At 68.3% G+C, this 22,381-nt stretch carries 25 protein-coding genes and 1 tRNA gene; 9 read left to right on the forward strand and 17 right to left on the reverse strand.

All coding sequences use genetic code 11. The features are described from left to right. From ABD260_RS21065 to ABD260_RS21085, 5 genes are all read right to left on the reverse strand, one after another. Positions 1-1,002 carry a helix-turn-helix transcriptional regulator gene (locus tag ABD260_RS21065; RefSeq protein ID WP_344235415.1) on the reverse strand — a complete coding sequence of 334 codons (1,002 nt, stop codon included), beginning with the start codon at positions 1,000-1,002 and terminating at the stop codon, positions 1-3. Positions 1,003-1,291: 289 nt separating this feature from the next. Next, positions 1,292-2,728 carry a GuaB1 family IMP dehydrogenase-related protein gene (locus ABD260_RS21070; protein ID WP_344235417.1) on the reverse strand — a complete coding sequence of 479 codons (1,437 nt, stop codon included), beginning with the start codon at positions 2,726-2,728 and terminating at the stop codon, positions 1,292-1,294. A gap of 162 nt (positions 2,729-2,890) precedes the next feature. Continuing rightward, entirely contained in the window at positions 2,891-5,101 is a 2,211-nt protein-coding gene (gene katG, locus ABD260_RS21075) for a catalase/peroxidase HPI (RefSeq protein ID WP_344235419.1), read from the reverse strand. A 51-nt stretch (positions 5,102-5,152) separates the two neighbouring features. Further along, positions 5,153-5,578, reverse strand: a complete 426-nt coding sequence (locus ABD260_RS21080) for a Fur family transcriptional regulator (protein ID WP_344235421.1) — start codon at positions 5,576-5,578, stop codon at positions 5,153-5,155. A 73-nt stretch (positions 5,579-5,651) separates the two neighbouring features. Further along, positions 5,652-6,329, reverse strand: coding sequence for a hypothetical protein (locus ABD260_RS21085; protein WP_344235423.1), 678 nt, complete (start codon positions 6,327-6,329; stop codon positions 5,652-5,654). A 111-nt stretch (positions 6,330-6,440) separates the two neighbouring features. On the opposite strand from ABD260_RS21085, the gene ABD260_RS21090 reads away from it, so the two are divergent. Then, complete coding sequence (locus ABD260_RS21090; protein ID WP_344235425.1) at positions 6,441-7,019, forward strand: TetR/AcrR family transcriptional regulator; 579 nt, start codon at positions 6,441-6,443, stop codon at positions 7,017-7,019. A gap of 294 nt (positions 7,020-7,313) precedes the next feature. On the opposite strand, the gene ABD260_RS21095 is transcribed toward ABD260_RS21090, so the two are convergent. From ABD260_RS21095 to ABD260_RS21130, 8 genes are all read right to left on the reverse strand, one after another. Then, a tRNA-Ala gene (locus tag ABD260_RS21095) sits at positions 7,314-7,386 on the reverse strand. Positions 7,387-7,459: 73 nt separating this feature from the next. Continuing rightward, positions 7,460-8,242 (reverse strand): divisome protein SepX/GlpR, encoded by a 783-nt coding sequence (gene sepX, locus ABD260_RS21100; protein WP_344235426.1) that lies wholly within the window; start codon positions 8,240-8,242, stop codon positions 7,460-7,462. A 97-nt stretch (positions 8,243-8,339) separates the two neighbouring features. After that, entirely contained in the window at positions 8,340-8,957 is a 618-nt protein-coding gene (locus ABD260_RS21105) for a GNAT family N-acetyltransferase (protein ID WP_344235427.1), read from the reverse strand. Then, positions 8,957-9,445: a MogA/MoaB family molybdenum cofactor biosynthesis protein gene (locus ABD260_RS21110; protein ID WP_344235429.1), complete on the reverse strand. Its 489-nt coding sequence runs from the start codon at positions 9,443-9,445 to the stop codon at positions 8,957-8,959. The genes ABD260_RS21105 and ABD260_RS21110 overlap by 1 nt, the downstream gene beginning before the upstream one ends. Further along, positions 9,442-9,924: a cyclic pyranopterin monophosphate synthase MoaC gene (moaC, locus tag ABD260_RS21115; protein ID WP_344235431.1), complete on the reverse strand. Its 483-nt coding sequence runs from the start codon at positions 9,922-9,924 to the stop codon at positions 9,442-9,444. Before moaC ends, ABD260_RS21110 begins: the two co-directional genes overlap by 4 nt. Beyond that, entirely contained in the window at positions 9,921-11,147 is a 1,227-nt protein-coding gene (glp, locus tag ABD260_RS21120; protein ID WP_344235434.1) for a molybdotransferase-like divisome protein Glp, read from the reverse strand. The genes moaC and glp overlap by 4 nt, the downstream gene beginning before the upstream one ends. Before the next feature lie 94 nt (positions 11,148-11,241). Further along, positions 11,242-11,685, reverse strand: coding sequence for a GNAT family N-acetyltransferase (locus ABD260_RS21125; protein WP_344235436.1), 444 nt, complete (start codon positions 11,683-11,685; stop codon positions 11,242-11,244). Positions 11,686-11,726: 41 nt separating this feature from the next. Then, positions 11,727-13,112 carry a UTP--glucose-1-phosphate uridylyltransferase gene (locus tag ABD260_RS21130; RefSeq protein ID WP_344235438.1) on the reverse strand — a complete coding sequence of 462 codons (1,386 nt, stop codon included), beginning with the start codon at positions 13,110-13,112 and terminating at the stop codon, positions 11,727-11,729. A 65-nt stretch (positions 13,113-13,177) separates the two neighbouring features. Here ABD260_RS21130 and ABD260_RS21135 point away from each other — a divergent pair, with 65 nt between their 5' ends. Further along, positions 13,178-13,741, forward strand: coding sequence for a 5-formyltetrahydrofolate cyclo-ligase (locus ABD260_RS21135; protein ID WP_344235440.1), 564 nt, complete (start codon positions 13,178-13,180; stop codon positions 13,739-13,741). Positions 13,742-13,772: 31 nt separating this feature from the next. Here ABD260_RS21135 and ABD260_RS21140 read toward each other — a convergent pair whose 3' ends face one another. Beyond that, positions 13,773-16,313 (reverse strand): penicillin acylase family protein, encoded by a 2,541-nt coding sequence (locus ABD260_RS21140; protein WP_344235442.1) that lies wholly within the window; start codon positions 16,311-16,313, stop codon positions 13,773-13,775. A gap of 79 nt (positions 16,314-16,392) precedes the next feature. On the opposite strand from ABD260_RS21140, the gene ABD260_RS21145 reads away from it, so the two are divergent. The 4 genes from ABD260_RS21145 to mscL all read left to right on the forward strand — a co-directional run bounded on the left by ABD260_RS21145 (position 16,393) and on the right by mscL (position 18,563). Then, positions 16,393-16,857 (forward strand): DUF1203 domain-containing protein, encoded by a 465-nt coding sequence (locus tag ABD260_RS21145; RefSeq protein ID WP_344235444.1) that lies wholly within the window; start codon positions 16,393-16,395, stop codon positions 16,855-16,857. A 77-nt stretch (positions 16,858-16,934) separates the two neighbouring features. After that, positions 16,935-17,297 (forward strand): FmdB family zinc ribbon protein, encoded by a 363-nt coding sequence (locus ABD260_RS21150; RefSeq protein WP_344235446.1) that lies wholly within the window; start codon positions 16,935-16,937, stop codon positions 17,295-17,297. Between the two features lie 77 nt (positions 17,298-17,374). After that, complete coding sequence (locus ABD260_RS21155) at positions 17,375-18,013, forward strand: CpaB family protein (protein ID WP_344235448.1); 639 nt, start codon at positions 17,375-17,377, stop codon at positions 18,011-18,013. Between the two features lie 148 nt (positions 18,014-18,161). After that, the gene (gene mscL / locus ABD260_RS21160) at positions 18,162-18,563 is read left to right on the forward strand and encodes a large conductance mechanosensitive channel protein MscL (protein WP_344235450.1); all 402 of its coding nucleotides are present in this window, start codon (positions 18,162-18,164) and stop codon (positions 18,561-18,563) included. A 142-nt stretch (positions 18,564-18,705) separates the two neighbouring features. Here mscL and ABD260_RS21165 read toward each other — a convergent pair whose 3' ends face one another. The 3 genes from ABD260_RS21165 to ABD260_RS21175 all read right to left on the reverse strand — a co-directional run bounded on the left by ABD260_RS21165 (position 18,706) and on the right by ABD260_RS21175 (position 20,234). Continuing rightward, complete coding sequence (locus tag ABD260_RS21165; protein ID WP_344235452.1) at positions 18,706-19,212, reverse strand: GNAT family N-acetyltransferase; 507 nt, start codon at positions 19,210-19,212, stop codon at positions 18,706-18,708. A 177-nt stretch (positions 19,213-19,389) separates the two neighbouring features. Then, positions 19,390-19,533 (reverse strand): hypothetical protein, encoded by a 144-nt coding sequence (locus tag ABD260_RS21170; RefSeq protein ID WP_344235454.1) that lies wholly within the window; start codon positions 19,531-19,533, stop codon positions 19,390-19,392. Continuing rightward, complete coding sequence (locus ABD260_RS21175; RefSeq protein ID WP_344235456.1) at positions 19,530-20,234, reverse strand: hypothetical protein; 705 nt, start codon at positions 20,232-20,234, stop codon at positions 19,530-19,532. Before ABD260_RS21175 ends, ABD260_RS21170 begins: the two co-directional genes overlap by 4 nt. A gap of 207 nt (positions 20,235-20,441) precedes the next feature. Between ABD260_RS21175 and ABD260_RS21180 the strand changes: the two genes are divergently transcribed. From ABD260_RS21180 to ABD260_RS21190, 3 genes are all read left to right on the forward strand, one after another. After that, entirely contained in the window at positions 20,442-21,038 is a 597-nt protein-coding gene (locus ABD260_RS21180) for a hypothetical protein (RefSeq protein ID WP_344235458.1), read from the forward strand. Positions 21,039-21,278: 240 nt separating this feature from the next. Beyond that, on the forward strand, positions 21,279-21,773 hold the full coding sequence (locus ABD260_RS21185; RefSeq protein WP_344235460.1) for a SigE family RNA polymerase sigma factor: 495 nt from the start codon (positions 21,279-21,281) through the stop codon (positions 21,771-21,773). Beyond that, positions 21,770-22,375, forward strand: coding sequence for an META domain-containing protein (locus tag ABD260_RS21190; RefSeq protein ID WP_344235462.1), 606 nt, complete (start codon positions 21,770-21,772; stop codon positions 22,373-22,375). Before ABD260_RS21185 ends, ABD260_RS21190 begins: the two co-directional genes overlap by 4 nt. Positions 22,376-22,381 lie beyond the last annotated feature (6 nt).

The following is a 22,381-nucleotide window of genomic DNA, read 5'->3' on the forward strand; positions in this document are numbered from 1 at the left end:
TCAGCGGGCCAGGTACCGCCGGACGTCATCGGCCACCTGGGCGCGACTGCGCAAACCGTACTTGCGCAGGATCGCGCTCAGGTGGGTCTTGACCGTGTTCAAGCTGACCCCGAGCTCGGCCGCCAGCTGATCGTTGTCGAAACCGTCGGCGAGCAGCACAGCGATGCCCTGCTGGGCCTTGGTCAGACTCGCGAACCGGCGTTCCGGGCCTTCGTCGGTCTCCAGCAGCATCTCGATCAGCTCGGTCTGGATGTGCTCGGTGGCGTCGATGATCCGGGCCAGGTGGGTGTGTACGCCGGTGCTCACGTCCGGTTCGGTCAGCGCCTCGGCCGCGATGTCGCGGATCGACGCGACCCGGTGCGTCAGGTACTCCACCACGTGATCGGACGTCAGCAGGTTCGGCCCGGTGTCCCCGGCCGGCAAGCGGCGGAGGGCGTCTTTGTCCTCACCTTCGCGGGTCAGCACGCGCTCCACCAGGCCGCCCAGCCACTCGAAAGCACGGACCGCGTTGTCGTCGTACGAGTCCGGGAGGTAGCTCTGCATCGACAGCATCCCGAACAGTTGGTCCGGCCCACCTTTGACCGGCCGGAAGATCGGCACCGTCACCACGTCCGCGGACCGCCGGGCCTGCTCCCCCACCGGTACGCCGGCGTGCAGCGCGGCCCCGTTGTCGTACCCGAAGCGGTACGTCTGCCGGTGCTTGATCAGCCAGGCCGTCTGCCCGTTCGGGCCGAACGTGTGCGTGTCCGGACTGACGTACGCGCCGGCGTCGTAGCCGTACGGGTACCGCACCCGGCTGGTGCCGTGCAGGAAGCCGATGAAGAACGCGTCGACGCGCGCGATCTTCCCGGCCACCACCCGGACGTAGTCGTACAGTCCGTAATGGTCGGTCCGGAACAGCGCCTCGATCTTGTGGTACGCCTCGCGCAGGATGATCGCCGTTTCGGCGTCAACCCGCAACGGGGCAACCTTGTGCGCATCCACGACACCGGCCCCAAACACCGCTGCAGCATCGATTCCCTGAACTCTGCCGCTGTACCCCGCGACACGCCAACTGAATCGGTACATGCGGTCGCGGGCGCTGAGCCTGGGTTCCCGAGTCGCCCTCCCAAGCCTCGGCCGAACCCCGCGTCAGTACCCGCGACCACGAAGCAGGACACCTCCCGGCCTGCAAGCCTCCGGTGCCCTCGCTCCCCCCTGTTGCCTCCACGGTGTCACCGATCCGCGACCCTCGCCATCGCCCGGCGCATGACCTTGTTGCGCCCTCAACCTCACCCCAGGAATGAGGGTGCTACCAACTGGTGTCGAGCGGCTTGCCCTCGGCATACCCGGCCGCGGTCTGCAGTCCGACCACTGCGCGGTCGTGGAATTCGGCCAGATTCGCGGCGCCGACGTACGTACACGAACTGCGGATTCCGGAAACGATCGAGTCGAGCAGATCCTCGACACTCGGGCGGTCCGGTTCCAGGTACATCCGGGCGGACGAGATGCCCTCCTCGAAGATGCTCTTCCGGGCCCGCTGGAACGGGCTGTCCTCGACGGTCCGGGATCGCACCGCCCGCGCGGACGCCATCCCGAAGCTCTCCTTGTAGATCCGGCCCTGGTTGTCCCGGTGCGGATCGCCGGGCGACTCGTACGTGCCGGCGAACCAGGACCCGATCATCACGCTCGAAGCGCCCGCGGCCAGCGCCAGCGCGACGTCCCGCGGGTGGCGTACGCCGCCGTCGGCCCAGACGTGCTTGCCGAGTTCACGGGCCTTCGTCGCGCACTCCAGTACGGCCGAGAACTGCGGGCGGCCGACGGCGGTCTGCATCCGGGTCGTACACATCGCGCCCGGCCCGACCCCGACCTTGATGATGTCGGCGCCGGCGTTGACCAGGTCGGTGACGCCCTCGGCGGTGACCACGTTCCCGGCCACGATCGGTACCTTCGGGCCGAGCGCCCGGACCCGCTCGACCACTTCGAGCATCCGCTCCTGGTGACCGTGCGCGGTGTCCAGGACGAGTACGTCGACGCCGACGTCGAGCAGCGCCTTCGCCTTCTGCTCCGCGTCACCGTTCATCCCGATCGCGGCGGCGACCCGCAGCTTGCCGTTCGGGTCGAGGGCCGGGTCGTAGAGCGTCGCCCGGAGCGCGCGCTCACGGGTCAGGATGCCGACGATCTTTCCAGCCGCGTCCACCACGGGCGCCAACCGGTGCCGCCCGTCGTGCAGCAGGCCGAACGCCGCCTCCGGGTCGATGCCGGCGGGCAGCGTCAGCAGTTCGCGGGACATGATCGCGTCCAGCTGGGTGAACCGGTCGACGCCGGAGCAGTCGACCTCGGTCACCACGCCGACCGGCCGGCCGTCATCGACCACGATCACCGCACCGTGGTTCCGCTTCGGCAGCAGCGCGAGCGCCTCGCCCACGGTCCCGGTCGGCGGCAGCACCAGAGCGGTGTCGTGTACGGGGTCCCGCTGCTTGACCCAGCCGACCACCTCCGACACGACATCCACCGGAATGTCCTGCGGCAGCACCGCGAGCCCGCCACACCGGGCGATCGTCTCCGCCATCCGCCGCCCGGACACCGCGGTCATGTTCGCCGCGACGATCGGGATCGACGCACCGGTCCCGTCCGACGTAGACAGGTCCACATCCAGCCGGGACGCCACACCGGACCGGTTCGGTACCAGGAAGACGTCACTGAATGTCAGATCACCAGCCGGCTCCCGATCATGATGAAACCGCATCACAGACCCCATTCCTTTGCAGCTCGACAGGTAGTGCACCCCTGAGACACCGTACGCGCCATCACCAACAGGCTCAGGCGCACTGGTTGCCGGCGGACACCTCCTGCCGAAATGCCGAACTGGCTCCCGCGAAACCGCGCGGGAGCCAGTTCAGTGGGTGGATCAGCGGAGGTCGAAGCGGTCGAGCTCCATCACCTTGTGCCAGGCAGCGACGAAGTCGGTCACGAACTTCGGCGCGGCGTCGTCGGTCGCGTACACCTCGGCCACGGCCCGGAGCTCGGAGTTCGAGCCGAAGACCAGGTCGGCGCGGGTACCGGTCCACTTGACCTTGCCGTCGACGGTCGCCTCGAAGGTCTCCTGGCTGTCGTCGGCCGCGTGCCACTCGGTGCCGAGGTCGAGCAGGTTGACGAAGAAGTCGTTCGTCAGCGTGCCCGGGTTGTCGGTCAGTACGCCGTGCTTCGAACCGTCCCAGTTCGCACCCAGGACGCGCAGGCCGCCGATCAGGACGGTCAGCTCCGGCGCGCTCAGGGTGAGCAGGTTGGCGCGGTCCAGCAGCAGGTACTCGGCCGGGAGCTGGTTGCCCTTGCCGGAGTAGTTGCGGAACCCGTCCGCCGCCGGCTCGAGCGCGGCGAACGAGTCGGCGTCCGTCTGCTCCGCGGTCGCGTCCGTCCGGCCCGGCGTGAACGGTACGACGATGTCGTGGCCGGCGTTCTTCGCGGCGATCTCCACCCCGACACCACCGGCGAGGACGATCAGGTCGGCCAGCGACACCGGCTTCCCGAACGACTGCTGGATGCCCTCGAGCGTCCGCAGCACCTGCGCCAGCTCGTCCGGGTTGTTGACCTCCCAGCCGGCCTGCGGCTGCAGGCGAATCCGCGCACCGTTGGCGCCACCACGCTTGTCGCTACCGCGGAACGTCGAGGCCGACGCCCACGCGGTCGAGACCAGCTGCGCCACCGACAGGCCGGAGGCCGCGATCGCCGCCTTCAGCGCGGTCACGTCCGCGTCGCCGATCAGCTCGTGGTCGACGGCCGGCAGCGGGTCCTGCCAGATCAGCACCTCGCTCGGAACCTCCGGACCGAGGTACCGGGCGACCGGACCCATGTCACGGTGCGTCAGCTTGAACCAGGCCCGGGCGAACGCGTCCGCGAACTCGTCCGGGTTGTCCTTGAACCGGCGCGAGATCGGCTCGTAGATCGGGTCGAACCGCAGCGCCAGGTCGGTGGTCAGCATCGTCGGCAGCTTGTTCGCGCCACCGTGCGCGTCCGGGATGATCGCCTCGGCGTTCTTCGCCACCCACTGGTTGGCGCCGGCCGGGCTCTTGCTCAGCTCCCACTCGTAGCCGAACAGGATCTCCCAGAACTCGTTCGTCCACTGGGTCGGCCTGGTGGTCCAGGTGACCTCGAGGCCGCTGGTGATCGCGTCCTTGCCCTTGCCGGTGCCGTACGTGCTCTTCCAGCCCAGGCCCTGCTGCTCGATCGGCGCCCCCTCGGGCTCCGCGCCGACGTTCTCCGCCGGGCCGGCACCGTGGGTCTTGCCGAAGGTGTGGCCACCGGCGATCAGCGCGACGGTCTCCTCGTCGTTCATCGCCATCCGGCCGAACGTCTCGCGGATGTCGCGGGCCGCGGCGACCGGGTCCGGGTTGCCGTTCGGGCCTTCCGGGTTCACGTAGATCAGGCCCATCTGGACCGCACCGAGCGGACGCTGCAGGTCGCGGTCGCCGGAATAGCGCTGGTCGTCCAGCCAGGTGGTTTCCGGTCCCCAGTACACGTCGGTCTCCGGCTCCCAGACGTCCTCCCGGCCGCCGGCGAACCCGAAGGTCTTGAAGCCCATCGTCTCCAGCGCGACGTTGCCGGTGAGGATCAGCAGGTCGGCCCAGGAGATCTTCTGGCCGTACTTCTTCTTCACCGGCCAGAGCAGCCGGCGGGCCTTGTCCAGGTTGCCGTTGTCCGGCCAGCTGTTCAGCGGCGCGAACCGCTGCTGCCCGGCCCCGGCGCCGCCGCGGCCGTCGTTGATCCGGTACGTGCCGGCGCTGTGCCAGGCCATCCGGATCATCAGCGGGCCGTAGTTGCCGAAGTCGGCCGGCCACCAGTCCTGGGACGTGGTCAGCACCTCGGCGATGTCGGCCTTGACCGCGGCCAGGTCCAGCGTCTTGAACTCGGCGGCGTAGTCGAAGTCCGCGCCGAGCGGGTTCGAGACGGCCGGGTTCTTGGCCAGGATCTTCAGGTTGAGCTGGTTCGGCCACCATTCACGGTTGGCGTTTCCGCTGGTCGGGTGTACGCCCTGACCGTGGTTCACCGGGCAGCCACCGGACTCGGTACCGCGGCTTTCCGCGGAGGCCTCGCCGGGCAGTGGCTCATGGTTCTCGGACATCGAATTCCTTCCAGCACTGGACGTTTGCTACTTCGAGATGCTGCTGCGAGTTCAGGTACGGCGTGAGCAGTCGGCGCACTGTCCCCAGTAGATGACCTCGGCCTCGTCGATGACGAAACCGTGATCCTCGGACGCGGTCAGGCAGGGCGCGTGCCCGACCGCACAGTCGACATCGGCGATCGCGCCACAGGTCCGGCAGACGGCGTGGTGATGGTTGTCACCCACCCGCGACTCGTACCGCGCCACCGACCCCAGCGGCTGGATCCGCCGCACCAGGCCCGCCGCCGTCAAGGTGTGCAGCGAGTCGTACACGGCCTGGTGCGACACCTCCGGCAGGTCGTTGCGTACGGCACCGATAATCGAGTCGGTGTCCGCGTGCGGGAACCCGTACACCGCGGCCAGCACTGCCAGCCGCGGCCGGGTCACCCGCAACGCCGCCGCACGCAACAACCCCTGGAGCTCATCGACCGTCGGCACGTCCCGAAGTCTTCCGCGTTTTCTGGAATGAGTCAAGATTAGCTGACGCGTGTCTTAGTGCTGGAGGTGTGTACTAGGCGTTCACGGTGGCCCGGCTGGTTGGCGTGACCACCCGCCGGGCGCTGCGGAAGGTGCTGATGCTGACGGCCAGCAGCCAGAGGCTCCACAGCGCGCCCATGCTGGCGGTCGTGCCCCAGCCCTGGACCGCGTAGAAGTTCGACGGGTCGTCGTTGGAGTAGATCGCCGGGACGAACGCGAGGTTGATCGCGGCCAGCACGAACGCGGACCAGCCGACCCACTTCGGCAGCAGCCGGAGCCGGGTGACGACGATGCCGAGCGCGATCAGGAACAGCGCCATCAGCAGGCGCGAGATCAGGCCCTGCATCAGGTACTGCGCCGCCGCGAACGGGCCTTCCTTGGTGGTGTCGATGTCGTGGTCGACCGAGATCGCGGCCCCGGCCTCCATCGACTGCGGGACGAACACCATCGCCACCCAGAGCAGGCCGGCCGCCTGGATCACGCCCGCGATCCAGTCCGAGGCGAGGTCGACCTGATGGATCAGCTGGCGCAGTCCGGTGAAGAACAGGATGTAGAACACGCAGCCGACGATCCCGATCAGGCTGCGGGTCAGGATGTCCCAATCCGGCGGGGCGCCGGGATAGAGGAAGTACAGCGGCACCTGCACGACGATGAAGGCGCTGGCGATCATCCCGAAGAGGCCGGCGTACCGGCGTACCGAGGCTTCGGACATTGGGGTTCCCCTCTAGTGGGCTATGACGAGACGTCTCGTCTCATCGCGAGACGCTAAGTCTCGCCTAGGGTCACTGTCAAGACACAACGTCTCGTCTCGTACACTGGTCTAATGGTGACCCCGAACCCCGACCGCCGCAGCGAACGCGCCCGCCGCGCCATCCTCGACGCGGCCCTGGAACTCTGCCGCACCGACACCTACGCGGGCCTCACCATGGAGGGCATCGCCAAGAGCGCCGGCGTCGGCAAACAAACCCTCTACCGCTGGTGGCCGTCCAAGGCCGCGATCCTCCTCGAAGCAATCGAGGAGCGCGCCGCCAACACCCTGGAATTCCCCGACACCGGCGACCTGGCAGCCGACCTGCACACCCAACTGCACGCCCTGGTCCGCACCGTCACAGATCCCCTCTTCGCCGCCTACACCAAGGGCCTGATAGCCGCCGCCCAAAGCGACCCCACCATCTCCGAAGCCCTGCTCAAGGCCTTGATCCGCCCCCGAGTCCAACTCTGCATAGACCGCCTCACCAAGGCCCAGCACGCAGGCGAAATCCGCCCCGAAGTAGACCTCCCCACCGTAGTAGAACTCCTCTACGGCCCCGTCTACTACCGCCTACTCCTCCACACCGCCCCCGTAACCACCACCCAGGTAAACACCACCCTAAACCTGGTCCTAACCGCCATCCGCCCCTAACAGTTGCCCAAAGCAATCACCCACCGAGCCGCGAACCCGACCCCGCCGGTGACCTAACCGCCAAGCCCAGCCCCAACAGCCGAGCGAAGCGAAGGCCCAACCCAACCGCAGAACCTAGCCACCGCCGGTGAGCCAACCGCGCAACCCAGCCACAGGAGCCGAGCGCAGCGAAGGCGCAAGGGGGTGTGGGTGGCGGAGCCCCCACTTGCGGCAAGCGGAGCGCAGCCGCACAAATGACGAAGGCGAGGCGGTCAACGCAGGTAACTGCGTGACACACCTCGCCCATCGCCTTCGTGGAGCTGAGGGGATTCGAACCCCTGGCCTCTTCGTTGCGAACGAAGCGCGCTACCAACTGCGCCACAGCCCCAGGCTGGTCGCTTCGGTTTCCCTGGCGACCGGGAGACTCTAACACGTTGAGTGCCTGAGTCTAAAACCGGATATCAGTCTCCAACGGCGCGCTTCACTTCCGGTTCTTCGGGCTTGGCTGGTTCGGCGACGACGGGCTTCTGTGCGGGGTCGCTGGTGCGGGCGCTGGAGAAGACTTCGTCGTCGGTGAGGGAGATGGTGCGGACGGTTCGGTCCGGTGCTTTTTCTTTCATGACGTACGTCGGCAGCGTCACCGGTACCGGGTCCCAGAGTCCTTCGGACGGCGTCTCGACCGGCTTCTTTTCGACGACGGGCGCGGGTTCGGCGGGGAGTTTGACCTCGATGGTCATTTCCTCGTCGGGCGACGGCGCGGGCTTGCCGGCCGGGCCGCGGTCGTGCCGGGCCTGTTCACGGGTACGCCGTTCGGCCGCGGCTTCGATCCGGGTACGGGCCTGCCGGCGCAGCTGCACCCGGGTGAGTACGACGAACCCGGCGATCAGCGTCGCCGGTACCGCAACGGACAACCAGGGCAGGATCGCGAGTCCGGCGAGGGCGACGACGGACAGCAGGGAAAGGGTCAGGATCGACAGCACCCGCCGGCGGCGCATCGCGGCCACCCGGCGGGCCCGGTTCGGGATGTACCGCTTGGGTGGCGGCGAGTCCTCGTCGGCGGTGGTGGCTCCGGCCGGGCGGACGACGTACCGGGGCCGGGACGGGTCGCGGGACAGGACGCGCGCGTCGGCGGCGGACGACACCGGCTGCCGCCGCGCCTCGTCGCCGCGCTTCAGCCACATCGGGACGAGATAGGCGGCCCAGGCGGCGACGATCGCCACGTAGATCAAGCCTGTCGTCCCCATGCGACGACGCTAAGGCGCGGCGGGGGCCAGATGGGGTACGTGAGACGGTGTGTCGCAAGAAGACTCGTGTGACTGATGTGACCAGTACGCAGCGTAGTCAGGTCAGTCGGGATACGAGACCGGGTCCGACCTCTTCGAGGTTGAGCGCGAAGATGCGGTGGTCGCGCCAGTCGCCGTCGATGTGCAGGAACCTCGGCCGTTCGCCTTCGTACCGGAAGCCGAGCTTCTCGACGACGCGCAGACTTGCCTTGTTTTCGGGGCGGATCGCGACTTCGATCCGGTGCAGGCCGAGGGTGAACCAGCAGTGGTCGGCGGCCATCGCGACGGCTGTCGGCACGATCCCGCGGCCGGCGTACTGCTCGTCGACCCAGTAGCCGAGGTTGGCCCAGCGCGCGGAGCCGTACGTGATGCCGGAGACCGTGAGCTGTCCGACCAGTGGCCACTTGGAGCGTACGCCCGCGCCGGCCGCACCGCCGTAGGTGATGACGAACGGCAGCATCCGTCCATAGCGTGCTTGCCGGTTCCAGTCGCGTGCCATGGCGCGGAAGGTGCGCGCACCGTCGTCCGCACCGGGTGGCTGGGTGGCGTCCCAGGGCCGTAGCCAGCTGACGTTCCGCTGGCGCGCCGCGGCCCATTCGCTGCCGTCACCGGCTCGTAGCGGGCGCAGCCCCACCTGGCCGTGCTGCAGCTCCACCGGCCAGTGCACCATCGCCATCAGTCGGTGTCCGTCCGTACGTGATCGCCCCCGTGTACTTGCTCGACCGCATGTCGCAGCAGCGGCTCCAGTACGGCCAGACCGTCCTTGACGCCGCCGCGTGAACCAGGGAGGTTGACGATGACAGTCGTACGTGCCACTCCGGCCAGCCCGCGGGACAGTGAGGCAGTGGGTACGCCGTTGGCCACGCCGTACGCCCGGATCGCCTCCGCGACACCAGGCAGCTCTTTCGTGAGTACATCTGCTGTCTGCTCTGGCGTTTCGTCAGTTGGAGAGATCCCGGTACCACCTGTGGTCAGCACCACGTCGTACGCCGCTTCGATCGCCTCTCGCAGCGCATCCCCTACTGGCTCGCCGTCCGGTACTACCTGAGGTCCTGATACCTCAAAGCCCCACTCCGCCAACCGCGAGGCGATCAGTGGACCGGTGGTGTCGGTGTACACGCCAGCGGCTGCGCGGTTCGACACGCTGACGACGAGAGCTCTCACGGCCGCTCCCAGTGCCCGGTCTTACCGCCTTCTTTGAGTTCGACGCGTACGTCGGTCAGCACGGCAGCCGGGTCCAGTGCTTTCACCATGTCGATGACAGCCAGGCCGGCCACCGCAACGGCGGTCAGCGCCTCCATCTCGACACCGGTCCGGTCAGTCGTCTTCACCTGGGCCTGGATGAGTACTGCGTCATCCGCCACCTCCAGGTCGACCTTGGCACCGGTGATGGCGATCGGATGGCACAGCGGCACCAGGTCGGGCGTCCGCTTCGCTCCCATGATCCCGGCGATCCGGGCGACCCCCAGTGCATCGCCTTTGGGTACGCCGTCGCCGCGGAGCGCTGTCACCACCTCGGCCGATACCAGAACCTTGCCGGTGGCAACAGCACGTCGTACGCCCACGTCCTTGGCGGACACGTCGACCATCCGAGCTGCCCCGGTCTCGTCGACGTGGGTCAACCGCGCAGGGCCTTCAGTCATCCGGTCTCCTCGTCCAGCAGCATCAGCTCGACCTGATCGCCGGCCCGGACCGCTGTCACGTCCTCGGGCACCACGATCAGTGCGTTCGACCGGCTCAGCCCGCCGAGCAGGTGTGAGCCGTGCCCGCCGACTGTACTGGCCATCCAGCCCTCATCGCCTGCCGTGGCCGTGGCGCGGACGTACTGCCGCCGTCCAGCGGGCGAACTGAACCCGTCCAGCGTCACCCCCGGTACCAGGGCGCGCCGGTACGGCATCTGACCCATCAGCTTGCGCAGTGCGGGCCGGACGAACACCTCGAAGGACACGTACGCCGACACTGGGTTGCCGGGCAGTGTGAAGATCGGTACCTCGTCCTCACCGATCACCCCGAACCCCTGCGGCTTACCCGGCTGCATCGCGACCTGTGGGAAGTCCACGGTGCCGAGCTTGGACAGCTCCTCCTTGACGATGTCGTACGCGCCCATGCTGACGCCGCCGGTGGTGATCACCAGGTCCGCCCGCACCAACTGGTCGGACAGGGTGTCCATGATCCGTTTGGGGTCGTCGTCGACGATGCCGACGCGGTACGCCACCGCACCGGCGTCCCGGGCGCACGCGGCCAGGGTGTAGCTGTTCGAGTCATAGATCTGCCCGTCGCCCAGGCGGCTGCCCGGCTCGCGCAGCTCCGCACCGGTCGAGATCACCACCACCCGCGGCCGCGGCCTGGCCTTCACTCGCGCCCGGCCGACTGCGGCCAGTACGGCGATCTGCCTCGGGCCCAGCACGGTGTCCCGGTCCAGTACTTGCGTACCGGACGTCACGTCCTCGCCGGCGCGCCGGACCGAGCCACCGACCGGCGGCTGCTTGGTGATCCGTACGGTCACTGTCCCGCCGTCGGTCCACTCGACCGGAACCACACTGTCCGCGCCACGGGGCATCGGCGCACCGGTCATGATCCGTACGCAGGTCCCCGGGGTGACCACGATCGGCTCGCTGCGCCCGGCCCGGAACTCCCCGACCACCGGCAGCGGGATCGGGTTCTCGTCCGAGGCATCGGCCAGGTCACGGGCCTGGACCGCGTACCCGTCCATCGCCGAGTTGTCGAAACCCGGCAGGCTCACGCCGGAGACGATGTCCTCACAGAGCATCAGCCCGACCGCGTCCATCAAGGGCTGGTCGAACGCCGGCAACGCCGTCACTCTCCCGAGCACAACCTCCAGATGTTCATCCACACTCCGTCTCACGACCCGACCCTAATCCGTCCTAACGACAGGAGGTAGTTGCCACGTCGGGCCGACCGCACGCTCACGCATTGCCCGCCGGTGCCGCCTCGGAGTACTACCTCCTGTCGTTAGGGCTTCCCCACACCATCCGGACGTCCGGAGCGTGCTCCTCGTTGCTGGTTCCGTCGGTGCGGTCCACCTCGTGGAAGCCGTGGGAGCGGTAGAAGGCCTGGGCGCGGAGGTTGGTCTGGAAGGTCCAGAGGGCGAGACCGCCGGGGCGGAGGTCCTTGGCGAGGTCGACCAGCGTCGAGCCGATGCCGCGGCCGGCCGCCTCCGGGGCGACGTACAGCTGGTCGAGGTCGTCACCGTCCAGGGTGAGGACCGCGACGATCCGGTCGTCGTCGAGCGCGACCCAGGTCTGTCCGTCCGGCAGCAGCACGTCGGCGAACCAGGTGGCGACCTGCTCGGCGGTGTGGATCGCCGGCGGCAGCTGGGAGCCGTCGGCGTGCCGGGAGCGCCACCAGACCGCGGCGGCCTCCCCGGTGTCAGCCGGCTCCAACGGCCGGATCAGCAGCTCGTCCTCGGTGCTGCGGTGTGTGTTCAGCTGAGCTCGGTCCCGTCCGGGATCACCCGGCGCTCGCCGTCCGGCGCGGCCACTTCGACGTCCCCGACCACCACCACGTCCTTGCCGAAGGCAACGTCGCCGCGGACCTCGAGCCGGTCGGCCCGGACCAGCGACGGCGGCCCGGCCGCGAACCGGGCGTCGAAGTCGGCCAGAATCTTGAAGTACTCCGGGTCCAGGTCGACGTACGGCTCGTCACCCTGGTGCGTCGTGGTCAGGTCACCGGCCTCGTCCAGCTCGTACACGTCCGACCGCAGCACCAGCAGGTCGTTCGTCGTCTTCACCGGCTTGAACCGGCTGCGGTCGACGATCACCGCCTGCGATCCCTCGAAGGTCTCGATCGCGGTCCCCATCCCGGTCTCCAGCTGGATCACCTTCGGCGAGGCCGGGTCGGCCGGGTCGACCGTCTTGCGGTTCACGATGATCGGCAGGCCGAGGATGCCGTCGTGCCCGGCCATCAGCTCGGCCAGCCGGTCCAGGTCGATCCACAGGTTGTTGGTGTTGAACATCTTGTGCCGGGTGATGTCCTGGAAATACGCGGTCTCGTCGTCCGCGACCTGCGCGCTGTCCCGCAGGATCAGCCGGCCGTCGGACTTCCGGACCGCGACATGGCCGCCCTTCCGGTCGGAGCGGGTGCGCCGGCAGACCTCCATCCCGAACGGTACGGAATGTTCCGCCATCCACGCCGCGATCCGCGGATCGGGAGTCGCGCCGAGGTTGTCGGCGTTCGAGATGAACGCGTGCCGGAAGCCGTGCTCGCGGAGCGCGTCCAGCGTGCCGGAGGCGACCAGCGCGGTGAACAGGTCGCCGTGGCCGGGCGGGCACCAGGCGAGCTCCGGGTCCGGCTCCCACTCGGCCGGCGTCAGGTCGTCGGCGAGCAGCTTCGGCTCCATGTTCTGCTGGAAGCTGAGTGGCAGGCCGTCGATCGCCAGCCCCTCGTACTCGCTCAGGATCTGCAGCGACTCGGTCTTGGTCCGGAACGAGTTCATCAGCACCAAGGGCAGGCGTACGTCGTACGCGCGCCGGGTGCTCAGGATCTGGCGGGCGATGATGTCCAGGAAACTCAGGCCGTCCTTGACCGGCAGGGCCGACTTCGGGCCGGTGACGCCCATCGACGTGCCGAGGCCGCCGTTGAGCTTGATCACCGCGGTCTCGGCCAGCGCGGCTTGGAGCGCGTCCGGATCGGTGTCCAGGTGCTCCAGATGCGGCAGGTCGCCGACAGGCTCGATGTCCGCCTCGCGGATCTTGCCCTGCTGTCCTGACTCGAGCAACCGGTAGTAGTGCGTGAAGACGCGTATCGCTACGTCGGCGGCACCGGCCGCTCGCATCTTCTCCTGCGCTTGTCTGAGACCCACCTCACCCATGCACCAACCCTAGGGGACAGACGGTAATCCCGTTGTTGCCCGCGTCACGCTCATACGATCGGTCTGTGTACTTGACGAAGGCCGCGGCGCGGCAGCAGTTTCTCGATGCGCGAGCCCGGCGGGCCCGCTCCGAGGGACTGCTGGCGAGCGCCCAACAGGTGCTGCCGGACGTGTACCGGGTCGCGCTCTACGTGTCCATGGGACCGGAGCCGCAGACCGGTGCGCTGATCGACTGGCTGCTCGCCACACACCACGAGGTACTGCTCCCGATCCTCTACGCCGACAACGACCTCGGTTGGGGCGTCGCACCGGGTGCGGCCGACCTGGTACCCGGGCGGCTCGGGCTGTCGGAGCCACCGACCGATCTGGGCTCCGACGCGATCGCTACTGCCGATTTGGTCATCTGCCCCGCCCTGGCTGTCGCCCGCGAAGGCGGCGTCCGGCTGGGGCGCGGTGGTGGCTCGTACGACCGCGCGCTGGCCCGGACGCGACCTGGTACGCCGATCTGGGCCGCTGTGTACGACACGGAGGTGGTAGAGACGCTCCCCTTCGACATGCACGACCAGCCAGTCGACGCGGCGCTGACGCCAAACCGGTTGATCCCGCTGCAAAGATCGGGGCATGACTGAGCCCGCGGTCCCGTAGAGGTATGTACTCGGCTCAGCTGCCGGGTTTGGTGAAGGTCAGGGTGTGCTTGCGGGTGGCTTCGACTGCGCCCTTCGTGTACGCCCATGGGAGTGTCTCGCCCTTGACCCACAGGTCCGTCTGGTCTGTGTAGTTGGACGAGTAGGCATGGCCGGACACACCGGTCAGGTTCACCCAGCGGGACTGGTCGAAGTCCGACAGGTCGACGACCATCCGCATCGAAGGTGTCGCGGTCACGCCGTACCCCTCGGACGCGTCCCAGGCGGTGGCGTCGACGATCGAAGTACCGCCGCCGAGCTCGTACGGGCCGCGGTTGAACATCTTCTCGACCACACCGACCCCGGACTTGCCCAGGGTCTGGTTGGTGAGTGTGAGCTTGTGCAGCCGGCCCCACTGCCAGTTGGACGGCTCGCGGGCCATCTTCTGGGTGATCTCGGTCCGCGCGTTGATCAGTGCCTCGCGCAGGATGTCGTCCCGGCTCTCCCGCTGCGGCGTACGGATGTCGTCCCACCAGCCACTGTTCGGCTGGGCGAGCAGCGTGTGGATCACCTCGAACCAGCGGGAACCACCGTCCGGCCAGGTGCCCTCCGGGAGCTGGTCGTGGAACGTCAGCGCGAGCAGGTTCCGCCAGACCACGTTGAAGTACGCCGCGGGCGCGGAGTCCGGCGGCTGGGTGAAGTCCCAGTTCCGCAGGATGTCCTGGCCCTGGCGGTCGAACGCGTCGTCGATGCTGATCCGGAGCAGATACGGCACCAGCATCTCGGCGGCCTTGTTCTTGGTGTCCAGCTGGATCGACGCCATCGCGTTCACATCCAGCTTCCCGGCGGCCTTGATCCGGTCGAGGATCTGCTGCGAGCGGTAGCCGTAGTCCCAGGAGTTCGTCAGGTAGTAGGTGTACGTCCGCGGCACCACTGCCTGGTTCGCGGTGACGATGATGCCGTCCGGTGGATCGAACTCCGTCGGTAGCGCATCGAAGGGTATGTAGCCCTTCCAGTAGTACTTCGGATCCCAGCCGGGTACGGGCCAGTCGCCGCGGCCGACCGAACGGATCGGGATCAGACCGGGAGCCTGGTACCCGATGTGGCCGTCGGTGTCGGCGTAGACGAGGTTCTGCGAGGGGACCTGGAACTGCTTCGCGGCGGCGCGGAACTGGGTCCAGTTCTGCGCGATGTTGATCGCGAACAGCGCGTCAGCGGTCTTCCCTGGGTTCAGCGCGGTCCACTGCAGCGCCACGCCGTACGCCTTCGGGTACTTGGCGTCGGACGCGGCCTGTTCGCCGACTTTCCGCTCGTCGTCGCCGACATCCGAGATCAGCGGACCGTGCCGTGTCTCCCGGACGGTGATCTTCACCGGGTCGCTCTGGCCGGCCACCTTGAACGTCTCCTCGCGGGTGACCATCGGGCGCCACTTGTTGTTGTAGAGCGCGTTGTTGCCCTCGATCCGCTCCAGGTACAGGTCCTGGACGTCGGGGTCGAGGTTCGTGAAGCCCCACGAGATCGCGTTGTTGTGGCCGATCACCACACCGGGCAGACCGGAGAAGCTGAAGCCGGAGACGTCGAACGGACAGCTCTTGCTGACGCTCTTGCAGTGCAGGCCGACCTGCGTCCAGATCCCGGGCATGGTGGCGCCCAGGTGCGGGTCGTTGGCCAGCAGCGGCTTGCCGGTGGTGGTGTGGTCACCGGAGACGACCCACGAGTTCGAGCCGACGCCGTCGCCCTGGCCGAGCAGCTCGGGCAGGCCCTTGGCGACCTTCTGCACCGAGTCCAGCGACTTCAGCAGGTCCTGGGTGAGCATGCCGCGGCGTACCTCGGCGCTGGCCGGCGCCGCGGTGAACTTGCCGTCCTTGCCGACCGAACCGGTCGGCATGATCGGCTGGTTCCGCTCGTACGGGTACTGCGGGTACAAGCTCTCGATGTTGCGCTTCGGGAACGCCGCCAGCAGCTTGGTCCGGGTGATCTCCTCGTCCAGGTTGCCGCCGAGGTCCCAGGCCATCGCCTTCAGCCAGGCCAGCGAGTCGGCCGCTGTCCACGGCTCCGGCGTGTAGTTCTTCGGGCCACCGGGCTGCACCGACAGGACGGCGTACTCGAGACTCAGCCCGGAGCCGTTGTGCTTCGACAGGTACGCGTTCACGCCGCGGGCGTAGTCGTCCAGGTACTGCCGGGTGGTCGGGCTGAGCAGCGGCAGCTCCTGCTCCGCGACCCGGCGCCAGCCGAGCGTACGGACGAACTTGTCGGTCTCGAGCGCGCTCTTGCCGAACAGCTCGCTCAACCGGCCGGACGTGACGTGCCGGCGGAAGTCCATCTCGAAGAACCGGTCCTGCGCGTGCACGTAGCCCTGCGCGGCGAACAGGTCGGCCGGGGTGTCGGCGTAGATCTGCGGGATGCCGTTGGCGTCCCGGACGACGCTTACGTCACCGTCCAGTCCTTCCAGGTCGATCGTCCCGTCGTAGGTCGGGAACGAGTGGCGGACGACGAAGACGACGGTCCCGGCGATCACCAGGAGGACCGTGGTGAGGACGATTCCGCTGATGATGAGGGCTCGAAGCAGGCGACGCACGGACCCAACCGTAGAGAATCCCGCCCCGTGCCCCAAATGGGGTGCCTCACAACTTTGCGTTGCTCTGCGTTCCATCGACATGAACGCTGAGTTGAGGTATGAGGGAGTTCAGAGTTCCACACTGGACCGGATTCGCTGTAACCGGCATGACGACTCCGGAAACGCTGTCGTTCCGCGCCGGTCCGGAGGCGGCGAGCCGCTGCGCTGCTGCCTGACGATCGCGGGCGCCGGCGAGAACATCGCCTTGGTCGCGTACCGCCCGATGACGGCCGGCGGACCGTACGCCGAGGTGGGGCCGGTGTTCATCCACACGGCGGACTGCGCCGCACCGGACGCCGGCAGCTTCCCGATCGACTTCCGGGACCGGCGCGCGGCGCTGCGGCCGTACGACGCCGATGGCCAGATGCTGGACGGCGTGGTCGCGGATCCCGGGACCGGCGAGGTGGAACTCAAACGACTGTTCGAGGACCCGGCGGTGGACACCGTTCAGGTGCGGAACGTGGTGGCCGGTTGCTGGAACTTTACGGTCCGCCGGCAGGGCTGAGTTGGAATACTTCGGGCCGCTGGCGCATTATTAGCAGTCGGGTAGTAGGAGTGCCAGCGGCTTGAAGGGAACCGACCGTGCCGACGTACCAATACCAGTGCACCGACTGTGGCGAAGCGCTCGAGGTGCGCCAGAGCTTCACGGACGACGCGCTGACCGTGTGCCCGAACTGCGAGGGCAGCCTGCGCAAGGTGTTCAACGCCGTCGGCGTGGTGTTCAAGGGCTCCGGGTTCTACCGGACCGACAGCCGCTCGTCCGGTAAGAGTTCGGTCCCGGCGAAGTCCGAATCGTCCAGCTCCGGTTCGTCGGGCTCGTCGTCGTCCGGCTCCTCGTCCTCGGACTCCTCGTCGTCTTCTTCGTCTTCGTCGACGGCCGCGAAGAGCTCGTCGGGCAGCTCGTCTTCCGGCAGTTCCTCGTCCTCAGGGACCAGCGCGGCCTGACGCGCTGAGATCGGGGACCGCCTGCCCCTGTGGATAACTGAACTGCCGATGCCGGCGAAAATCGTATCTTCTCCGGCATGATCCCTTCCCTGCTTCGTGACCCGCGCCGTGACCTGATCCGTGACCTGATCCGGGCCGCTCGGTGGCACCGTCGGCTGCTGGCCGGCGTCGCCGCCGCGGCCGCTGTGTACTTCGGCCTTCTCACCCTCTCCCCCGCGCCTCCACCGACGATCCCGGTGCTGGCCGCCGCGCGCGACCTCGCCGGCGGCGTAGTGCCTGCCGTTGGCGACCTGCGGACCCTCGGCCTACCGTCGGCTGCCGTGCCGGCCGGCGCCCTCAGACCCGGCACAGACCTCAGCGCCCGTGTGCTGAGCGGGCCGGTCCGGGCCGGCGAACCACTGACCGACGCACGATTCTTGGGTCCACCCGCGATCCCGCCCGGCTCACTCGCGTACCCGTTTCGGGTCGATGATGCCGAGATCAGTGCTCTGCTTCGCGTCGGCGACCACCTGAACTTGTACGCGGCGACCAGCACCACGAGAGACACTGCAGGACTGATCGCGCGGTCCGTGCCCGTGATCGCCCTGCCGGCGCCGCGATCGGTCACCACCGGCGCGCTGATCGTGGTCGCGACGACCTCGGAGATCGCGACCAAACTGGCCCAGGCCAGTGCGAACTCTCGCATCACCGTGGCGCTGACCCCCGACACGAGCTAGGCCCGGACGTCATCAGCTCCGCCGGCTCGGCCCGATCCCTGGAAATAGTGCGCGACGATGCGCCGGCGCGCGGCGCGGTCCCTCGCTCCGGCAGGCCTGTGGTCCTACCTTGTCCGGGTACATCCCACCCGCTTCGTGGAGGCACCACATGCTCAAGGGCTTCAAGGAATTCGTGATGCGCGGCAACGTCATCGATCTCGCGGTCGCTGTCGTCATCGGCGCGGCGTTCGGCGCGATCGTGACCGCGCTGGTGGAGAACCTGATCAACCCGTTGATCGCGGCGATCTTCGGCAAGGCGGACATCAGTGGCGTCGGGCACTTCAAGCTCAACGGTGCGGAGTTCCACCTCGGCTTGATCCTGCAGGCGGCGCTGAACTTCCTGTTCGTCGCGGCGGCCGTCTACTTCTTCATCGTGATGCCGCTGAACAAGCTGGCCGAGCGGCGCAAGCGCGGCCAGGAGCCGGAGCCGGCCCCGCTGACCGCCGATCAGGAGCTGCTCACCGAAATCCGCGACCTCCTGCGCGCCGCGAACACCGACCCCCGCCCCTGACAGCTCGTCACACCACCAGCTCGTCACACCATCAGCTCGTCACACCACTGGCTCGTCGCACCACCAGCTCGTCACAGCAGTAGTTCGAGGCAACCGCAGTTCGTCGTTGCAGTAGGTGGGTGTACTTTCCTCAGCCGTTCACTCAGCCCCTGAGCTCGCCGGCATCCACCTGCTCGCCGTCGTACCGCATCCAGCAGTACGGCACCGGTTGGCCGTCGTTCCACTCCTCCATCAGCCCGGCGGGAACGTCGACGAAGCCGTTCTGGTGGTAGGCACGGATCGCCGCCGCGTTCTCCGGTACGACCCGCAGGAACACCTCCGCGTACCCGGCGTCCAGGGCCGGTCCGAGCAGTGCCCGGACCAGTTCGGCGCCGATCCCACGACCGCGCACCTCCGGGTCCACGATGATCCGGGCCAGTTCGACCTCGTCCTCCACGTCGTCCAGCCACACCTCGCCGTACCCGACCGGCCGTTCCCCGTCGAACAGCAGATAGGAGTGGATGTCCGCGTCAGCCGTCCGCCAGGTGGTCCGCAGCTCCGCCGGGAACGGGTACTCCACTCGCCCCGACAGCAACGCCACTTCCTTGGCGTCCACGGCCCAGCTCGCCACCCGGCCGCCGTACCCTTCGGAAAATCCCCGAAGTTCCACGTCTCCCCCTCAGTCGACGAACCTCACGATCGTCTACCGCTGATGCGACGCATTCTCCGCCGGTACAGGCGAAACCGCTACCCGAACCCGTGTCCATCCATTGGAGGCCCCAACGACTCACACCGGCCGGCGACCGTTCGCCGGTTGGTCATCGAGGAAAAAGAAACAGTGTGTCCGTCAGCCGCCGTGGTGTGGGGGCACCTCGTTCAGGATGCGGTCGTCGTCGTCGCTGCCGAAGTCGTTGTCGCCCCAGGTCCGTGGGTCGTCGTCGCGGGTCTGTTCCGGCAGCAGCGGCTCGTCGTCTTCGTACGGGCTCGTCATGGTTCCAGGTTACCGAGTCGCCGCGGCGTACCCGGACCGATCTCGCCTTGCACGATCTCACCCTCGATCGGGGCTCCGGACCCGCCCTGCAGCTGTGATCCGGCGGCCTCCCGGACCAGCGGCGCGATCCCGGGCTCGCCGTACCAGCGATTGTTTCCGAGCACACACCAGGAGGTCAGTACGGACAGCGTCGGCGTGGCCAGACCGGACAGCCGGAGCGGGACCGCGTTCTGGAAGCCCAAGGTGATCGTCCAGTTCGCCGGATCGGGGTAGAACTCCTGGACGGCGCTGTAGTAGAAGCTCATCCAGCCCTTCGCCGGGACATGGCAGAGCAGCCGGAAGTTCGTCGCCACCACCGGGAGTTCCTGTACGTCGCGCCACGACTGCTGCATGTCCCGCTTGGCGGCCGACTTCCGGCTCGCGTTCACCGCGGCGGTAGCGGCCATCATCCCGACCACCATCGCCGGTTTGCCGAAGAAGAACCCGCCGCTCTGCGTGTAGCGCCCGTTTCCGCCGTACAACCGGGCGTACTGGGCGTTGGTCTGGATGTAGGCGGTCTCGCCCGGATCGAGCACCAGCCCGTACATGGTGAGCTCGGCGGGTGCGTTGCCGGCCAGCAGCCAGCGCGCCCAGTCGACGCCGAGCTGCCATTCCTCACGTTCGCGCTGCGCGGCGGCGGCAGCGTCTTTCTTCCGGCCCACGACACAGCATCGTAAAGCGCCACGGGGACAACGGCAGCCCCAAGAGCGTCCTCGGGCGGCCAGTGCGTGCGGGTTACAGGTGTGCCTCGGTTGCCGCTCGATCGGGCGGCGTGACCGGATAGACGCGCTGCCGTGATGTTCTGGCACGCGCGGCGTGACCCCGTTCGAGCATCATGGTGGACCTTGCCAACCCGGAAGGACCGAGTCGTGAGTGCATTACGGACCCGGGGCCTGATCGGTGCGACGCTCGTCGTGGCCGTACTCGGATTCGCCGCCGCCTGCGGCACCGAGAACGCCTCGTCCCCGCCCGCCGCCCAGCCCACGGACACCCCGACCACCCCCAGCCTGTCGCCCACCCCCAGCGGTACGCCGAGCATGGACTGCCCCGAGACCATCACGGCCGTCCGCACCGCCACCGACAAAGTGATCTGGGGGCAGGGCGTCGCCACGTCCGCGTTCCACCCGGTCAGCGTGACGATCTGCCAGTTCGACGCGCAGGCGACCGGGCAGGACTACGCGACCGTCACCAGCAAGCGCAACGGCAAGCCGGCGACCGACCTGTTCGCCCTGGTCAACGCGGCCAAGCCGGTCGCGAAGAAGCCGAGCATCTGCACCAAGGAGCTCGGCCCCACGTACGTCCTGCGGTTCACCGACAACGACCGCGGCGTGCTGTCCTTCACCGCCGAATCCTTCGGTTGCCACCGCCTGGTGGCGACCTCCCTGGAGGGCCAGGGCAAGCCTGGCACGTTGCCGGCACCACGTCAGGTGACGGCCGAGCTGACCAAGTCGCTCGGCCTCCGCTGACCCCCCGCGCCCGGACGTGCACCCCGAAGCCGTCCGGAGCGGGGTGACCCGCGCCTGCCCTGCGGACCCTTTCCGAGGCCCCTCCGCAGGGCAGGCTGCGGCCTGACGCACCGGCTCGCCCCAGGGCGCCCCGGGATTCCGGTCGCGAGATCCAACTGTGTACGAACGGCTGCATCAGCCGCGCGACTCGATGCGTCTTAATAGATGTGAGGAGTTGTACGGCCGGCCAGGGAGTGGCGAGTGGAGTTCGAGGAATACGTATCCGCCCGTGGACAGGAACTGGTGCGGCTCGGGTTCACCGTCTCCGGCGACTACCAGCGGGCGGAGGACCTGGCCCAGATCGCGTTGATGCAGGCCTTCCGGTCCTGGCGGAAGGTGCGCAGCGCGGACGATCCGCATCACTACGTCCGGCGGATCCTGGTGAACGAGTTCCTGTCGATGACGCGCAGACGCTCGTACACCGAGGCTCCGACGGCCGAGGTCGACCCACAGCGCACGGTGCCCGACCACGCCACCGGCATCGCGAACTCCGACCACCTCTGGCGGGCGCTGGCCACGCTGACCGCCCGGGAACGGGTCGTCCTGGTGCTGCGCTATTACCAGGACCTGGACGACCAGACGATCGCCGACGTGCTCGGCATCAAGCCCTCCTCCGTACGGGCGACCGCGAGCCGTGCGCTCGCGGCACTGCGGAAAACCAGAGAGTCCCATCGCGTCGATGAGAGGTTGTCGTGAGCAACACCGATCTCGAGGATGACTTGCGCGGTACGTTCGAACGCGCCGCGGCCTCGGTACCGCCGGCCACCACGCTGACCGAGCGCGCCACCACCGGCGCGCGGCGTGCCCAGCGCCGGACCTGGCTGATCTCCGGAGCGGCCGCGGTGGCCGTGGCGGCAGTGGTCGTGGCCGGCTTCGGCCTGGCCGGTTCGCACGGCAAGCCCGCGCAACCACCGGTCCTGGCCGCACCGGCCTCCACCGCGGCGACGCCGACGCCGGAGCCACCGACGGCTCAAACCGTCTCCGGCACGTGGCGCCCGCTGCAGATGGCCGGCGTGAAGGCGCTGAAGGTGCCCCGGCCGGAAGATCCGGTGCTGATCCTCCGCCCGGACGGGACGTGGGGTGGTTCGGACGGCTGCAACGGCCTGCAGGGTACGTACACAATCGGCCAGCGCGGTGTGTTCAGTGCGACGTCCGGACCGCAGCACATGATCGGCTGCGACAACGTCCCGCACACGGGCGTACTGGAGGCCGCGAAGCGGATCGCGGTGTCCGGCGACACGCTGCAGTTCTTCGCCGCCGACGGGCGCCGACTTGCGAGTTACGCTCGCGCACGGTAGTCGAAA

It is taken from the genome of Kribbella hippodromi, assembly GCF_039531045.1.
Classification (GTDB): domain Bacteria; phylum Actinomycetota; class Actinomycetes; order Propionibacteriales; family Kribbellaceae; genus Kribbella; species Kribbella hippodromi.

Excerpts from the sequence above, each read along its gene's own strand:
- ABD260_RS21170 (WP_344235454.1), bottom strand. The coding sequence starts at position 19,533 with ATGACGAGCCCGTACGAAGACGACGAGCCGCTGCTGCCGGAACAGACC.
- sepX (WP_344235426.1), bottom strand. The coding sequence starts at position 8,242 with ATGGGGACGACAGGCTTGATCTACGTGGCGATCGTCGCCGCCTGGGCC.
- ABD260_RS21070 (WP_344235417.1), bottom strand. The coding sequence starts at position 2,728 with ATGCGGTTTCATCATGATCGGGAGCCGGCTGGTGATCTGACATTCAGT.
- katG (WP_344235419.1), bottom strand. The coding sequence starts at position 5,101 with ATGTCCGAGAACCATGAGCCACTGCCCGGCGAGGCCTCCGCGGAAAGC.
- ABD260_RS21085 (WP_344235423.1), bottom strand. The coding sequence starts at position 6,329 with ATGTCCGAAGCCTCGGTACGCCGGTACGCCGGCCTCTTCGGGATGATC.
- ABD260_RS21145 (WP_344235444.1), top strand. The coding sequence starts at position 16,393 with ATGAACGCTGAGTTGAGGTATGAGGGAGTTCAGAGTTCCACACTGGAC.
- mscL (WP_344235450.1), top strand. The coding sequence starts at position 18,162 with ATGCTCAAGGGCTTCAAGGAATTCGTGATGCGCGGCAACGTCATCGAT.
- ABD260_RS21155 (WP_344235448.1), top strand. The coding sequence starts at position 17,375 with ATGATCCCTTCCCTGCTTCGTGACCCGCGCCGTGACCTGATCCGTGAC.
- ABD260_RS21090 (WP_344235425.1), top strand. The coding sequence starts at position 6,441 with ATGGTGACCCCGAACCCCGACCGCCGCAGCGAACGCGCCCGCCGCGCC.
- ABD260_RS21105 (WP_344235427.1), bottom strand. The coding sequence starts at position 8,957 with ATGGCGATGGTGCACTGGCCGGTGGAGCTGCAGCACGGCCAGGTGGGG.
- moaC (WP_344235431.1), bottom strand. The coding sequence starts at position 9,924 with ATGACTGAAGGCCCTGCGCGGTTGACCCACGTCGACGAGACCGGGGCA.
- ABD260_RS21130 (WP_344235438.1), bottom strand. The coding sequence starts at position 13,112 with ATGGGTGAGGTGGGTCTCAGACAAGCGCAGGAGAAGATGCGAGCGGCC.